This window comes from Enterobacter sp. K510 (assembly GCF_055804875.1).
In genome coordinates this window covers 146,374-161,966 of the sequence record NZ_JBNRLQ010000003.1, presented here as the reverse complement: position 1 = coordinate 161,966, position 15,593 = coordinate 146,374, and the positions used below count along the sequence as shown (strand labels likewise).

The window sequence follows — 15,593 nt, the reverse complement described above, 5'->3', positions numbered from 1 at the left end:
GACAAGCCCGGTTTTTATTAACACCGCAGAATTACAGTACCAGCGCGGCGATTGATGCAGACAGGATGCTCACCAGCGTCGAGCCGTAGACCAGTTTCAGGCCAAAGCGAGAGACTACGTTACCCTGTTCTTCATTCAGACCTTTAATCGCACCGGCAATGATACCGATGGACGAGAAGTTTGCGAAGGAAACGAGGAACACAGACAGAATGCCTTCTGCGCGCGGGGAGAGGGTGCCGGCAATTTTTTGCAGATCCATCATCGCCACGAATTCGTTAGATACCAGCTTGGTGGCCATAATACTGCCCACCTGCAGGGCTTCATGAGACGGCACACCCATCACCCAGGCGACCGGGTAGAAGATGTAGCCCAGAATACCCTGGAAAGAGATACCAAACACGGTCGCAAACAGGGCGTTCAGCGCAGAGATCAGCGCGATAAAACCAATCAGCATCGCCGCCACGATAATCGCCACTTTGAAGCCCGCCAGAATGTACTCACCCAGCATTTCAAAGAAGCTCTGGCCTTCGTGCAGGTTGGCCATTTGCAGATTCTCTTCGCTCTCATCAACACGGTACGGGTTGATAAGCGACAGCACGATAAAGGTGCTGAACATGTTCAGAACCAGCGCGGCGACAACGTATTTCGGCTGCAGCATGGTCATATACGCGCCCACGATGGACATGGACACGGTAGACATCGCCGTGGCCGCCATGGTGTACATGCGGTTACGGGACATATTGCCGAGGATGTCTTTGTAGGCGATGAAGTTTTCTGACTGCCCCAGAATCAGCGAGCTGACGGCGTTAAAGGATTCCAGTTTGCCCATACCGTTCACTTTTGACAGCACGGTACCAATGGCACGGATCACAATCGGCAGCACACGAATGTGTTGCAGGATACCGATCAGCGCAGAAATGAAGACGATAGGGCACAGCACTTTCAGGAAGAAGAATGCCAGGCCTTCATCATTCATTTTGCCGAAGACGAAGTTTGTCCCTTCATTGGCGAATCCGAGCAGTTTTTCAAACATTTCGGAGAAGCCTCTTACAAAGCCCAGACCGACATCGGAGTTCAGGAAGAACCAGGCCAGTAAAACTTCAATAACAAGAAGTTGAATAACAAAGCGAATGCGAATTTTTTTGCGGTCGCTGCTTAACAACAAGGCAAGCAAGGCCACAACGGCAAGCGCCAGAACAAAGTGAAGAACGCGGGACATATTTGCTCCAAATATGAGGCAGGTTTAATTTCCGTGCACATTCTATGCAACAAGCGTAAAGAAAACGAGATCAAAAACACACTATAGTAACTACCTGTGACGAATCTCAAAAATAGTGATCAAACATACATTTCTGTTATGTTACGTAAAGATGAGAAAAGGCTAATATTGCTGCTAAGCTTTTAACAAATTGATGAGGCAAATGTTAAGAGCGCCTTTCCACCTGCAAAATTCCTTCCGGCTATCGCTCCGGGCTATCAGAACAATCAGTTTAACCAAATCAGGTGATCTTGATAATCATTCTCACTTTGTTAGCATGAAACATAGCAAAGGCTATATCAGGGGCATAAATGAACGACAGTCGCGTTGAGAGTAACAGTGGTCGTGCGGCGCGCAAGCTTAGGTTCGCATTAATGGGACCTGCGTTCGTTGCCGCTATCGGTTATATCGATCCAGGCAACTTTGCCACCAATATTCAGGCGGGAGCCAGTTTTGGCTACCAGCTGCTGTGGGTAGTGGTCTGGGCGAACCTGATGGCGATGCTCATTCAGATCCTGTCTGCCAAACTGGGCATTGCCACCGGTAAAAACTTGGCCGAACAAATCCGCGACCATTATCCGCGCCCGCTGGTGTGGTTTTACTGGGTGCAGGCGGAGATCATCGCCATGGCGACGGATCTGGCGGAATTTATCGGCGCGGCCATCGGCTTTAAATTACTGCTCGGCGTATCGCTGCTGCAGGGCGCGGTGCTGACGGGCATCGCCACTTTCCTGATCCTGATGCTGCAAAAACGCGGCCAAAAACCGCTGGAAAAAGTGATCGGCGGCCTGCTGCTGTTTGTGGCGGCGGCCTATATCGTCGAGCTGTTTTTCTCGCAACCAAAACTGGCGGCGTTAGGTAAAGGGATGCTGATCCCCAGTCTGCCGACTACCGAGGCTGTGTTTCTCGCGGCGGGCGTGCTGGGCGCGACCATTATGCCGCACGTGATCTATTTGCACTCCTCGTTGACGCAGCATCTGCATGGCGGATCGCGCAAAGAGCGCTATTCGGCCACCAAATGGGATGTGGCGATCGCCATGACCATCGCCGGTTTTGTTAATCTGGCGATGATGGCGACCGCGGCGGCAGCGTTCCATTTCAGCGGCCACACCGGCGTGGCCGATCTCGATGAAGCCTATCTGACGCTGGAGCCGCTTCTGAGCCACGCGGCGGCCACCATTTTTGGCCTTAGCCTTGTGGCGGCAGGGCTGTCATCCACCGTCGTCGGCACGCTGGCGGGACAGGTAGTGATGCAGGGCTTTATCCGCTTCCATATTCCGTTATGGGTGCGCCGTACCGTGACTATGCTGCCGTCGTTTATTGTGATTTTGATGGGGCTGGATCCGACGCGCATTCTGGTGATGAGCCAGGTGTTGTTAAGCTTCGGTATTGCGCTGGCGCTGGTGCCGCTGCTGGTCTTTACCAGCGACAGCAAACTGATGGGCGAGCTGGTCAATACGACGCTGGTGAAACGCATCGGCTGGCTGATCGTGTTGCTGGTGGTGGTGCTGAATATGTGGCTGCTGGTGGGAACAGTAATAGGTCTTTAATTCGTGATTAAAAAGCCCGGCAATGCCGGGCTTTTTTTGTATTAATGATGATGGCCATGACCATGCCCGTGACGACCGCGTCCACCGTGGTCATCGCGATCGCGCCAGCCTTCACGATAACCGCGCTCGTAGGCTTTACGTTTGTCCCAGCCGCGGTGATAGCCGCGATCGTGTGGACGCCAGCGGTTTTCACGCCATTGATAGTGATTATGCCAGTAATCACGGTCGCGCCAGTGGCCGCCGTCCCAGTAGTTACCGTAATTATCACGATCGCCAATTTGTAATTTTATTGAGGGCAGCAGGGTGATTTCGCCGGCATTTGCCACCAGCGGGGCAGAAGCCATTAAAACAGCTGCCAGTATCAGTGACCTGAACATACTTATCTCCTTCACGATCGGGGCCGAAACGGCCTGTTAATGCAATATTACGGGGCTGTAAAGCCCCGGTGCATTGGTTTAACTCTTAAATCATGAAGGGCAGCATTATTTGCTAAAAGTGCTGTTATTCCGGGCTGTTCAGTATCTGGTCGATGGCGGTACATTCATCCGCGCTGAAGTGGCGATTTGCCAGCATGCCGACCGCATCGTCGATCTGCGCCACTTTACTTGCGCCAATCAGCACGGACGTTACTTTATCGTCACGCAGCACCCAGGCCAGTGCCATCTGCGACAGCTTCTGGCCGCGTTGCTGCGCCAGATCGTTTAACTGACGTACCTTGTGCAGTTTTTCCTCGGTAAGCTGATCGGGGTTGAGGAAACGGCTACCGCTGGCAGCGCGGGAATCCGCAGGAATGCCCTGTAAATAGCGGTCGGTCAGCTGTCCACCCGCCAGCGGCGAGAAAGCAATGCTGCCGACGCCTTTCTCCGCCAGCACATCCAGCAATTCATCTTCCACCCAGCGCTCAAACATCGAATATTTTGGCTGATGGATCAGGCAGGGTGTGCCGAGATCGTTAAGAATATCAATTGCCTGCCGCGCCATATCCGCCGGGTAGTTCGACAGGCCCACGTACAGCGCCTTGCCCTGGCGCACGATGTGATCCAGCGCGCGCATGGTCTCTTTCAGCGGCGTTTCCGGATCCGGGCGATGGTGATAGAAGATGTCCACATACTCAAGGCCCATGCGTTTCAGGCTCTGATCGAGGCTGGCGATGAGATATTTACGCGAACCCCAGTCGCCGTAAGGACCCTCCCACATGGTGTAGCCTGCCTTCGTGGAGATGATCAGCTCATCGCGCCACGGGCTAAAATCTTCCTGCAGGATACGGCCAAAGTGCCGCTCAGCGGAGCCCGGCGGCGGCCCGTAGTTGTTGGCGAGATCGAAATGAGTGATGCCGAGATCAAAAGCCCGGCGCAGCAGCTGGCGGCTGGTTTCCACTAGGGTGGCGTCCCCGAAGTTATGCCACAGCCCCAGCGACACCGCCGGTAGCTTTAAACCGCTCTCGCCACAGCGGCGGAACTCCATCTTTTTATAGCGCTCAGGATCGGCCTGATAAACCATGCAATAATCCTCAATTGGCAGACGTAACATCAGTGTATACGTTTACACCAGCTTTGAGACTTTGCTGAAACGGTAAAGTTATTCTGTGATGAAGCTCAATAATATACAGGCACTCGTGCTATGGTCATTGTTGTTAAAGCGCCTTGAATTTACAGTGTGCCAAAGAATTTTTCTGACTTCAGCGGAGCAGTAAAAAGAATGACAAAGTATGCATTAGTAGGTGACGTGGGCGGCACTAACGCACGCCTGGCGTTGTGTAATGTCGACAGCGGCGAGATTTCCCGCGCCAAAACCTATTCCGGGCTGGATTATCCCACGCTGGAAGCCGTTGTCCGCGTCTATCTGGACGAGACGGGCGCAGAGGTTGAGGATGGTTGCATCGCCATTGCCTGCCCGATCACCGGTGACTGGGTGGCGATGACCAACCACACCTGGGAATTCTCCATCGCGGAAATGAAGAAAAATCTCGGCTTTGCGCATCTGGAAATTATTAACGATTTTACCGCCGTATCCATGGCGATCCCGATGCTGAAAAATGAGCATCTGACGCAGTTCGGCGGCGGCGAGCCGGTGGAAGGCAAACCGATTGCCGTGTATGGCGCGGGCACCGGCCTTGGCGTAGCGCACCTGGTGCACGTCGATAAGCGCTGGGTCAGTCTGCCGGGCGAAGGCGGTCACGTGGATTTTGCGCCGAACAGCGAAGAAGAGGGGATTATCCTTGAAGAGCTGCGCAGTGAAATCGGCCACGTTTCGGCTGAGCGCGTGCTCTCTGGTCCGGGGCTGGTGAATCTGTACCGCGCGATTGTGAAATCCGACGGACGTCTGCCGGAAAACCTGCAGCCGAAAGATATTACCGAGCGCGCGCTGGAAGACAGCTGCATCGACTGCCGCCGCGCACTGTCGCTGTTCTGCGTGATCATGGGACGTTTCGGCGGTAACCTGGCGCTGACGCTGGGCACCTTCGGCGGCGTGTATATCGCCGGGGGCATTGTGCCGCGCTTCCTCGACTTCTTTACCGCCTCCGGTTTCCGTGGCGGTTTTGAAGACAAAGGCCGCTTCAAATCCTACGTGCAGGATATTCCGGTCTACCTGATCGTGCACGACAACCCGGGCCTGCTTGGCGCGGGCGCGCATTTACGTCAGACGCTGGGCTATTACCTGTAAGGGTTACAGGTGCATTAACTGCCTGAACTCTTTGACTTTGCTGCGACTGACCGGGACCTGAAAATCAAGATCCCGCAGTCGCAGAATATAGGTGTTGTTAAACCAGGGTTCGATTTCGCGGATCTTGTCCAGATTTACGCAGTATGAGCGATGACAGCGAAAGAAATGCGCTGCCGGTAGTTTGCTGCAAAACTCCGTGATGTTCATTGGCATCACAAATTCATCGCGCCGGGTATACACGAACGTCATCTTCTCATGCGCTTCCGCATAATAAATATCGTGAATACTGGTAACGATGATGCGCTCATCTTTAATCAGGTTAATGGTATCGTTTTCACGCACCGCCGGGCTGCCGGAACCTGCGCCAGTCTGCTGCTGCCATGCGGTCTCCAGCTTTTGCAGCATATTGATGATGCGTGATTCCTGATAAGGTTTCAGAATGTAGTCAAAAGCTTCCAGCTCGAAGGCCTCCACTGCATGTTCTTTCCACGCGGTAATAAATACGATAAAGGGTTTATGGGCAAACTGGCTGATATTCTGCGCCAGTAAAACGCCGTCCAGCGACGGGATATTAATATCCAGAAACAGCGCGTCCACTTTGTTGTGCTGCAAAAACTTCAGCACGTCCAGGCCGTCGTCAAAGGTGCCGACGATCTCCATCTGGCTGTGTTCTTTGATGAGCCAGCTCAGCTCCTGCTGCGCCAGGATCTCATCTTCAACAATGATGACTTTCATGGTGACTCTCCTGATTATTGCAACAGCGTGACCGGCGCGGGCAGGGGCGCGCGATCGTGCGGCACGTAGAAGGCGATTTCCGTTCCCGGCTCCAGGCGGCGAATATGCAGCCCTTCGCCGTACAGCAGTTTTACGCGGTGATGCACATTGAGTAAGCCGATTTTATTGCCGGGCATCTCATTGGCCTCGACCCGCTCAATGACCTGCGGATCGATACCGTTGCCGGTATCGCGGACGGCGATACGCACCCTGTTACCGCACTCTGCCACGCTGATGGTGACCACGCCTTTTCCTTTACAGGGCTGAATGCCGTGCACGATGGCGTTTTCCACCAGCGGCTGGATCAGCAGGCTTGGGATCACACAGTTAACTTCCTCATCGATGTCATAAATCACCGTCAGTTTGTCGCCGAAGCGCGCCTGCTCAATGGCGATGTAATCCTTGATTTGATACAGCTCTTTCTTAATATCAATTTGCTCATCGTCTTTCAGTTCAATGTTATAGCGCAGGTAGCGCGATAAATTGTAAATCAGCTGCCGGGCGGTATCCGGATTAAGGCGAATGGAGGACGAAATGGCGTTCAGGGCGTTAAACAGAAAATGCGGATTAATTTTGCTTTGCAGGGCTCGCAGTTCCGCTTTATTGGCCATCTCCCGCAACTGCTCGGCGCGGGACACTTCCAGCTGCGTGGAAATGATTTGCGACAGGCCGATCGCCATCTCCTGCAACGACGAAGTAATTTGATGCGCATGGCAGTAGTAGATTTTTAACGTGCCGGTGACCACGCCTTTTTCCCATAGCGGGATCACCAGCATGGAGTGGATTTCCGGCGTGCGATGCGCCTCATCATTGTTTTTAATGATGATTTTACCGGAGTTGATCGCTTCAAAGGTGGTAGGGCTGATAATGTCATCGCTGTCCCGGTAGTTGTTTTCTCCGATACCGACGTAGGCCAGCACATGATCGACATTGGTAATGGCGACGGCATCGGCATGAATATCGCGGCGGATAATATCGCAGACCTGACGCAGGGATTCCGTATTCACATGGCGGAACAGCGGCAGCGTTTTGTTGGCAATATCCAGCGCCAGCTTGGCCTGCCGTGCAGCGCTGGCTTCCTGCTCGCCTTCGACACTCTGCACCAGCAGCACAATAAAGCCGATACATACGGTACCGAGGATCATCGGTATACCGATTTTCGACACGATATCCAGCCCCAGCGCGGTTGTAGGCGCCCAGAGCACCACCAGGATCATGGTCAGGGTTTCGCACAGCATCCCGGCGATAATGCCGATGCGCCAGTGGTGCGCTTTCGGCGTTTTGAGGTTGATCCAGCCCGCCAGACAACCGGCAATAATACTGGTGATAAAACAGGGAATGGCCGTCACGCCGCCAATGTCGATCAGATAGCGATGAATACCTGCAATGATGCCGGTAATAATCCCCACCCAGGGGCCGAACAGGATCCCGCCGGACATCACCGCAATAATACGGACGTTGACCAGCGACCCCTCCACCGGCACGCCGGACCAGGTGCTGAACAGCGCAAACATGGAAAAGATCGCCGTTACGGCCAGCAGCTCTTTAGGCGAGTGGGCGGTTTTATGCAGCAGTTCGCGAAACAGGCGCATGCGGATCAGGAAGAACAGACAAATCAGCATTAACGCCGCCCGATCAAAGACCGCCAGCAGCATGTTAAATATTTCGTGCACGGAAAACTCGTGTGAATAGCGTGGAAAAGAGATGATAAAAAATCTGACGCCGGATGACCAGTTAACTTCCGCAAAGGGTTAAGAGGAAAAACCCTGTTTTCAAAAGGGGATTGTGACGGACGGGCAGTCAGCGAATGGCCCGCCGTGAAAAACGTCAATGGTGGGTAATGCTCTTTTTATCATCATGTTAACTTGCTGTTTTATTTGTGGCTTATATCGCGCAGCTTGTCTGGTCAGACGAAAAATACCTTCCGCTTTTTCGTGGCTGATAAATTATTTTCCGTTGCCCCTCGACAGCGGGAATTTGTTCAGGCTATTTTCTAAACATGCCACGCAGTGGCAGCGTCGCTCGGACGGTCCGGGCGCTAACGTTACATCGAGGAATCTATGGCTGACTCCAGTCCAGTACGTCGCTTTACGCGCATCGAACGTCTTCCCCCTTATGTTTTTAACATTACCGCTGAACTGAAAATGGCCGCGCGTCGCCGCGGTGAAGATATTATTGATTTCAGTATGGGCAACCCTGACGGCGCCACGCCGCCGCACATTGTCGAAAAGCTCTGCACCGTGGCGCAGCGCCCGGATACGCACGGCTATTCCACATCACGTGGTATTCCACGCCTGCGCCGGGCCATTTCGCGCTGGTATCAGGAGCGCTATCAGGTGGATATCGATCCGGAAACGGAAGCTATTGTCACCATCGGCTCGAAAGAGGGACTGGCGCACCTGATGCTGGCCACGCTCGATCATGGCGATACCGTGCTGGTGCCGAATCCCAGCTACCCGATCCATATTTATGGCGCGGTGATCGCCGGGGCGCAGGTACGTTCCGTGCCGCTGGTGGAAGGCGTGGACTTCTTCAATGAACTGGAGCGCGCCATTCGTGAAAGCTACCCGAAGCCGAAAATGATGATCCTCGGTTTCCCGTCGAACCCGACGGCGCAGTGCGTTGAGCTGGAGTTCTTCGAGAAAGTGGTGGCGCTGGCGAAGCGTTATGATGTGCTGGTAGTGCACGATCTGGCTTACGCCGACATCGTCTATGACGGCTGGAAAGCACCGTCCATTATGGAGGTGCCGGGCGCGCGCGATGTGGCGGTAGAATTCTTTACCCTGTCGAAAAGCTACAATATGGCCGGCTGGCGTATTGGTTTTATGGTGGGGAATCAGGAACTGGTTAGCGCGCTGGCGCGGATTAAAAGCTACCACGATTACGGCACCTTTACGCCGTTACAGGTGGCCGCGATTGCCGCGCTGGAAGGCGATCAGCAGTGCGTGAAGGACATTGCCGCCCAGTACAAACGCCGTCGCGATGTGCTGGTCAAAGGGCTGCACGAAGCGGGCTGGATGGTGGAAATGCCGAAAGCGTCAATGTACGTGTGGGCGAAAATCCCGGAACAGTACGCGGCCATGGGATCGCTGGAGTTTGCCAAGAAACTGCTGAACGAGGCGAAGGTGTGCGTGTCACCAGGGATCGGCTTCGGCGATTATGGCGATACCCATGTGCGCTTTGCGCTGATCGAGAACCGCGATCGTATCCGTCAAGCCGTGCGGGGCATCAAAGCCATGTTCCGCGCTGATGGATTGCTCCCTACCACCGCCAGACCGCTCACCGAAGACGCGGAATAAACAAAAACAGGAGCCAGCGGCTCCTGTTTTTCGTATGAACGTTGCTCAGATCATCAGGGCGAAAGTACCGGCCCATACAATGACCATTACCGAAATGCCCATAAAGAAATATTTCACTTTTCATCGCTCCGCACACACATCGTATGCATTCATGAACAAGACAGGACTGATTATAGAGAGATGACGCCAGGCCAGAATCAAAATGAGAATTATCTCGTTTAGGGTGGTGGCGGCACCTCAGAATTCAGGTGTGATTCACACCAGACGGCGCTAATGTACGCTTAATAAATCCGGGAAACAAGTGGCATTTTCTTAAATACTTTCCGTCACTTAGCTTGTGTCGGGGAACGGCGACACTTTAATTTCCTGGGGTAATAAATTGAGCTTGAGCGACGCTTTTTACCTTAATGAAAACTCCCTTTTTCCTGCTTGATTTATAAGGTTAAATTGTGAGCTACGTCTCGGTTTTAACGACTTTACGATAGTGTGCTGCAAGGCATAAGTGACAAAAAAGTGACACCACCTTTTGTGCTATCGCCCACAAAACAAAAATCCTTCCTGATGCGTTCCCCGGTGTCGCCACCTTTCACGGCATGATAACAACTGGTTTTCAGCGCAGTAAAAGGAACGTCCGATGCGTAAAGACGATTTACTCACCTTTTTAATCAACCAGACTGATTTCTTTGATCCGCACGACGTCAGCGAGATTTTCACTGCCCGTCATCTGGCGCAGCGTTTCGGGTTACAGCGTAATACCGCCAGCCACTACCTCAATCAACTGGTGACACAGGGCGTCCTGATAAAAATTAATACCCGCCCGGTGTACTTTCTGCATAAGGCCAGCTTCGAGCAGCAATTTTTTCCGCTTTCCCGTACAGAGTTTGCCAGCCTTGACGAATTGCTGGCGGAAAACGACGGCGAGCGCGTGCAACAGGATCACTTCTCCTTGCTGATCGGTCACGAAGGTTCGCTAAAAAAGCCGATAGAACAATTAAAGACCGCGTTGTTTTATCCGGATGGCGGCCTGCCACTGCTGATCACCGGCGACAGCGGCACCGGCAAAAGTTATCTGGCGAACCTGATGCATGATTACGCCATTACAAAGGGGCTAATCGATGCCGACGCCCCCTTTGTCACCCTGAACTGCGCTCAGTATGCCAATAATCCGGAGCTGCTCGCCGGCAATTTGTTTGGTTATGTTAAAGGCGCTTTTACCGGCGCGACCAGTGATAAACCCGGGGCTTTTGAAGCCGCGGATGGCGGGATTTTGTTTCTGGATGAAGTACACCGGCTGCATGCGGAAGGGCAGGAGAAACTCTTTACCTGGCTCGATCGCGGGGAAATTTATCGGCTGGGAGAAACCGCCAGCGGGCGTCGTGTTGCCGTGCGGCTGATCTTCGCCACCACCGAAGACATTCACAGTACCTTCCTCACCACTTTTATCCGGCGTATCCCCATTCAGGTGGTGCTGCCGGATCTGGAAAGCCGTAGTCGAAAAGAGAAGGAAGCGCTGATCCTGCAATTCTTCTGGCGTGAGAGCAAAAAGGTGGGGCTGGCGTTGCGTATCAGCCCGCGCCTGCTGTCCGTGCTGACGCATTATGTCTTTCGCGGCAACGTTGGCGAGCTGAAAAACGTCGTCAAATACGTGGTGGCCTCGGCTTTTGCCCGGCAGGGCGGCGGGCAGCCGCTGCATGTGACAATCCATGATTTACCGGAGCCGGTGATGGCCCAGTTGCCCGCGCTCAGCGACGCGACACCCGGGCAGGGCGAAGAAATACTGCTGGATGAGCATACCAGTCTGCCATGGCTGCTCCAGACGCAAAATGCCGGGCGGGTGCTCATCCACGATGCACAGCTCAGCGTGCTGACGCTGTTTGAAAAATACCGAACGGCACCGCATTCATGGGATGACATTGAGCAGCGCATGGGTCATGAAATCGAAAATCTTTTCGATCGGCTGATCTTTGATAACCAGGACAAAACCAGTTCGCAGATGCTGATGCTGGTGACCAGTCAGGTAAGGGAGGAATTTTACCGGCTGGAAAAAAGTTACAACATCCAGTACAACGGCAACGGCATCTATGCCATCGGGCATTATCTGGTTCATCGGTCGACCAGTGAACCGTCGCGGCTGAACGTCGAAATGTGTAAACAGCTCGATCGTTTTTTAGAGCAGAAATACCCGTTGCTGTACCTGTTTTGCGAAGAGGTGCTGGCGTCGGTGGCCCGCAGACTGGATCTGCGTATTCAGGCCATGGATCGTATTTTGTTACTGCTCTGGCTGAACAAAACCGGCGTGCAGAGCAGTCACCTGGTCACCAAAGCGGTTATTCTCGCCCACGGTTACGCCACCGCCAGCAGCATTGCGAATGTGGCCAACCGGCTACTGAAACAAACCGTCTATGAATCCTTTGACATGCCGCTTGACGTCACGCCGGAGGCCATCGCCCAGCAGGTGACGCAGTACGTGGAGCGTAACGCGCTGGCGAGTAGTCTGGTGATCCTGGTGGATATGGGATCGCTCAATGACATCCACCACTATTTCAGCCGACAGGTGACGATGCCGGTGGTGATCATCAATAACGTCTCCACGCGTATGGCGCTGTACGTGGGCGAGCGCATTTTACAGGGCGACTATCTGGAAACCATCGCCGCAGATATTGCCGCCGATGTACCGGTAGAGCATAAAATTATCTGGCCGGAACTGAACAAGCCAAAGGCGATCGTTACCACCTGCGCAACGGGGATTGGCGCCGCCAGCAATTTATGCAGCCTGCTGAAAGCGAGTATTCCGCACGAACTGGGCATAGAAGTGGTGGCGTATGAGTACGACACCCTGGCAGAAAACAAACTGCGCGAGCCCATCTTTTCACGTTTTGATGTGCTGGCGCTGGTCGGCACCCTCGATCCCGGAATTCCCGATGTGCCCTGGATTTCGCTGGATACGTTGATCTCCGGTCAGGGTAAGGAAACACTGATGACGCTGTTCGGCGCGCTTATCAGCCCCGCGGATGTCATACAGATTAACGAACGCATCGTGAAAAACTTCTCTCTGCGCCGGGTGATCGAATCGGTGACCATTCTTGATACCAGCAAGGTGATAAATCAGGTCGAGCAATTTCTGACGCGCTATCAGCATCTGACGGCGATGGCCGTGGCGAACGACCGTAAAGTCGCGCTTTATATTCATGTGAGTTGCCTGATTGAACGTCTGATCCGTCAGGCGGCGATCCACAACTACGCCGGGCACCGCGCGCAGTGTCAACGCCAGCACCTTCCGGCGTTGCGCGAAGCCTTTAGTGTCATTGAGTCGAGCTATAGTGTCCAAATCCCTGAAGCGGAGCTTTTTTATATTCACGATCTTTTGCATCTGCAAACGGAATTTCTTCAGTACGATCAAGAGTTTTGACGTTTTCCTGCTCCTGACATTTTCACCTGATCGCCGTGCCACTATTTCTGGCACGGCGGTTGCAATATCTGTATTAACAGGTGGAATTTATTTTCGAGGTCAGGATGAAACGACACTATATTTTTGCCAGCCATGGCACTTTTGCTCACGGTATTCTCAATTCGGTGGAGCTGATCCTCGGCAGGCAAAATAATATCCATACGCTCTGCGCTTATATTAACGAAGGGGATGACCTGACCGAACAGGTTGAGCAACTTATTAGTGCTTTTCCCGCCGAAGATGAACTGGTGGTGATCACCGATATTTTCGCCGGTAGTGTTAACAACGAATTTATCCGCTTTATTAAACGTCCCGGTTTTCATCTTATTGCCGGGCTTAACCTGCCGCTGATTATCGAAATGCTCATCGCCCCTCAGGACGAGGCGCTGCCATCCCTTATTACCGATTCCCTGACTAACGCCCGGCAAAGTATTCAGTACTGCAACCAGACTCTTGATGCTGCGCTGGTGGCGGATAAAGATTTCTAAGCGAGGATCTAAAAATGATAACACTCCTGCGGGTTGACCACCGTTTACTCCACGGCCAGGTGGCGTTTTCCTGGACGCAATATATTGGCGCGGACTGCATTCTGATCGCCAACGATGCGGTTATGCATGACGAACTGCGCAAGACCACCATCAAGCTGGCTAAACCGCCAGCCGTTAAGCTGGTTATGAAAAATATTAATGATGCGATTGCCGCTATTAAAAGCGGCGTTACCGATAAATATAAATTATTTATCGTCGTGGAGTCCGTCGAAGATGCCTGGCGTCTGGCCTGCGCAGTACCGGAAATTAAAAGTATCAATCTTGGCGGTATTAAAGCCAAAGAAGGGAGCCAGAATATTTCAAAAGCAATAAACGTCCTGCCAGAGGAGGTGACAATGCTCAATGAACTGGTTAAAGCGGGTACGGAAGTGGAAATCCGGCAGGTGCCTAATGACAGAAAACTGTTATTCACTGACTGTCTTTGAATGACGAGGGACGCACTATGTTAGAAGCATTATTACTGGGACTGGTGGCTTTTATTGCCCAGTCGGAATATGCCTTAGGCACTTCCTTAATTTCCCGCCCGATTGTCACCGGTTTACTGACAGGACTGGTTTTAGGTGATGTGCAAACCGGCGTCATAATGGGCGCAACGCTGGAGCTGGCGTTTATCGGTTCGTTCTCGGTAGGGGCATCCATTCCACCGGATGTGGTCACAGGCGGGATCCTTGGCGTGGCCTTTGCCATCACCTCCGGCGCCGGCACCGAAACCGCGTTGCTGCTCGGTTTGCCTATCGCCACGCTGACGCTGGTGTTGAAAAATATCTATCTCGGGCTGTTTATTCCCACCCTTAACCAGAAGGCGGACGCTTACGCCGATCGGGCTGATACGCGCGGCATTGAGCGGATGCACCTGATCGCCGGGTTTGGTCTTTCGCTGATGCTGGCCACCGTGGTGACCGTCTCCTTTATGGTTGGCAGCGGAGCGGTGAAAAGCCTGCTGGATGCCATTCCGGAGTTCATCAAACACGGGCTGAGCGTTGCCACCGGCATTATTCCGGCGCTGGGCTTCGCCATGCTGGCGCGCCTGCTGATCAACAAAAAGGTCGCCCCGTATTTCTTCCTCGGATTTGTGCTGATGGCCTATCTGAAGATCCCGGTGACCGGCATTGCCATTCTCGGGGCCATTACGGCCGTGGTGATGGTAAACGTGATGCAATTTAATTCCCCCCGTCCGACGGCGGCGCAAGGAGTCCAGAATGACGATGAAGACGATTTCTGAGGAAACTCAGGTGGCCGACGACGCCACAAACACCATTACCCGTAAAGAGTTGCGCAGCGTGTTCTGGCGATCGTTCCAGATGGAGTTCTCCTGGAACTATGAGCGGCAAATGAACCTGGCCTTTGTCTATGCCATGATCCCGGTACTGAAAAAGCTCTACCCCCGCAAAGAGGATCTGGCCGGCGCGCTCAAACGGCATCTGGTGTTCTTTAACACCACGCCGCATATCGTCACGCTGATCCTCGGCATTACCGCCGCGATGGAGGAGAAAAACAGCAGTTCAAAGGGCATGGACGCGGCGTCCGTCGACAGCGTAAAAGCCTCGCTAATGGGGCCGCTCGCCGGGCTCGGGGATTCATTCTTCTGGGGAACGTTACGCCTTATCGCTACCGGTATCGGCACCAGCCTGGCGCTGAAGGGCAGTATTCTCGGGCCAATCCTTTTTCTGCTGGTATTTAACGTTCCCCATCTGGCGGCGCGCTACCTGTTTACCCGCTGGGGCTATGTGCTGGGTACCGGCGTGCTGCAACGCATCCAGAAGAGCGGCATGATGGAAAGCCTCACCTACGGCGCTTCCATCATCGGTCTGATGGTGGTGGGCGCGATGACTGCCTCAATGATCAATATCACTATCCCGGTGACCTTCGGCACGGGCGAGGCGAAAACCCATGTGCAGGACATCATCAACGACATTATGCCCGCGCTGTTGCCGCTGTTGAGCTTCGGGATCGTTTACTGGCTGCTGGGCCGCAAGGTTAAACCGCTCGCCATTCTGGGTGGTATGGCCGTGGTCGGCATAGCGGGATCGTGGATTGGGTTATTCTGAGGAG

Annotated in this window: 14 protein-coding genes; 8 read left to right on the top strand and 6 right to left on the bottom strand. The window is 53.5% G+C overall.

Features of this window, described 5'->3' with window-relative positions; genetic code table 11:
• Positions 1-31: 31 nt before the first annotated feature.
• Entirely contained in the window at positions 32-1,219 is a 1,188-nt protein-coding gene (locus tag ACQUTD_RS06195; RefSeq protein WP_072567685.1) for a NupC/NupG family nucleoside CNT transporter, read from the bottom strand.
• 350 nt (positions 1,220-1,569) lie between these two features.
• Between ACQUTD_RS06195 and ACQUTD_RS06190 the strand changes: the two genes are divergently transcribed.
• Positions 1,570-2,808 carry an Nramp family divalent metal transporter gene (locus tag ACQUTD_RS06190; protein ID WP_473274212.1) on the top strand — a complete coding sequence of 413 codons (1,239 nt, stop codon included), beginning with the start codon at positions 1,570-1,572 and terminating at the stop codon, positions 2,806-2,808.
• 41 nt (positions 2,809-2,849) lie between these two features.
• Here the strand turns inward: ACQUTD_RS06190 and ypeC are convergent, their stop codons facing one another.
• Both ypeC and mgrA read right to left on the bottom strand, forming a co-directional pair.
• Positions 2,850-3,185, bottom strand: a complete 336-nt coding sequence (ypeC, locus tag ACQUTD_RS06185; RefSeq protein WP_318374624.1) for a DUF2502 domain-containing protein YpeC — start codon at positions 3,183-3,185, stop codon at positions 2,850-2,852.
• A 124-nt stretch (positions 3,186-3,309) separates the two neighbouring features.
• Entirely contained in the window at positions 3,310-4,308 is a 999-nt protein-coding gene (mgrA, locus tag ACQUTD_RS06180; protein WP_321987051.1) for an L-glyceraldehyde 3-phosphate reductase, read from the bottom strand.
• 198 nt (positions 4,309-4,506) lie between these two features.
• Between mgrA and glk the strand changes: the two genes are divergently transcribed.
• Positions 4,507-5,472: a glucokinase gene (glk, locus tag ACQUTD_RS06175; RefSeq protein WP_072567689.1), complete on the top strand. Its 966-nt coding sequence runs from the start codon at positions 4,507-4,509 to the stop codon at positions 5,470-5,472.
• Between the two features lie 3 nt (positions 5,473-5,475).
• Here the strand turns inward: glk and ACQUTD_RS06170 are convergent, their stop codons facing one another.
• Both ACQUTD_RS06170 and ACQUTD_RS06165 read right to left on the bottom strand, forming a co-directional pair.
• On the bottom strand, positions 5,476-6,207 hold the full coding sequence (locus ACQUTD_RS06170; protein WP_072567690.1) for a LytR/AlgR family response regulator transcription factor: 732 nt from the start codon (positions 6,205-6,207) through the stop codon (positions 5,476-5,478).
• A gap of 14 nt (positions 6,208-6,221) precedes the next feature.
• On the bottom strand, positions 6,222-7,919 hold the full coding sequence (locus ACQUTD_RS06165; RefSeq protein WP_099458750.1) for a sensor histidine kinase: 1,698 nt from the start codon (positions 7,917-7,919) through the stop codon (positions 6,222-6,224).
• A 387-nt stretch (positions 7,920-8,306) separates the two neighbouring features.
• On the opposite strand from ACQUTD_RS06165, the gene alaC reads away from it, so the two are divergent.
• On the top strand, positions 8,307-9,545 hold the full coding sequence (gene alaC, locus ACQUTD_RS06160) for an alanine transaminase (RefSeq protein ID WP_321987052.1): 1,239 nt from the start codon (positions 8,307-8,309) through the stop codon (positions 9,543-9,545).
• Between the two features lie 45 nt (positions 9,546-9,590).
• Here the strand turns inward: alaC and ypdK are convergent, their stop codons facing one another.
• Entirely contained in the window at positions 9,591-9,662 is a 72-nt protein-coding gene (ypdK, locus tag ACQUTD_RS06155; protein ID WP_099458783.1) for a membrane protein YpdK, read from the bottom strand.
• Positions 9,663-10,179: 517 nt separating this feature from the next.
• On the opposite strand from ypdK, the gene ACQUTD_RS06150 reads away from it, so the two are divergent.
• From ACQUTD_RS06150 to ACQUTD_RS06130, 5 genes are all read left to right on the top strand, one after another.
• Positions 10,180-12,954: a sigma 54-interacting transcriptional regulator gene (locus ACQUTD_RS06150; RefSeq protein ID WP_473274214.1), complete on the top strand. Its 2,775-nt coding sequence runs from the start codon at positions 10,180-10,182 to the stop codon at positions 12,952-12,954.
• A gap of 104 nt (positions 12,955-13,058) precedes the next feature.
• Positions 13,059-13,481: a PTS sugar transporter subunit IIA gene (locus tag ACQUTD_RS06145; RefSeq protein WP_072567694.1), complete on the top strand. Its 423-nt coding sequence runs from the start codon at positions 13,059-13,061 to the stop codon at positions 13,479-13,481.
• A gap of 14 nt (positions 13,482-13,495) precedes the next feature.
• Positions 13,496-13,966, top strand: coding sequence for a PTS sugar transporter subunit IIB (locus ACQUTD_RS06140; protein WP_072567695.1), 471 nt, complete (start codon positions 13,496-13,498; stop codon positions 13,964-13,966).
• A 17-nt stretch (positions 13,967-13,983) separates the two neighbouring features.
• Complete coding sequence (locus ACQUTD_RS06135; RefSeq protein WP_072567696.1) at positions 13,984-14,763, top strand: PTS mannose/fructose/sorbose/N-acetylgalactosamine transporter subunit IIC; 780 nt, start codon at positions 13,984-13,986, stop codon at positions 14,761-14,763.
• Entirely contained in the window at positions 14,741-15,589 is an 849-nt protein-coding gene (locus ACQUTD_RS06130) for a PTS system mannose/fructose/sorbose family transporter subunit IID (RefSeq protein WP_318364722.1), read from the top strand. The genes ACQUTD_RS06135 and ACQUTD_RS06130 overlap by 23 nt, the downstream gene beginning before the upstream one ends.
• Positions 15,590-15,593 lie beyond the last annotated feature (4 nt).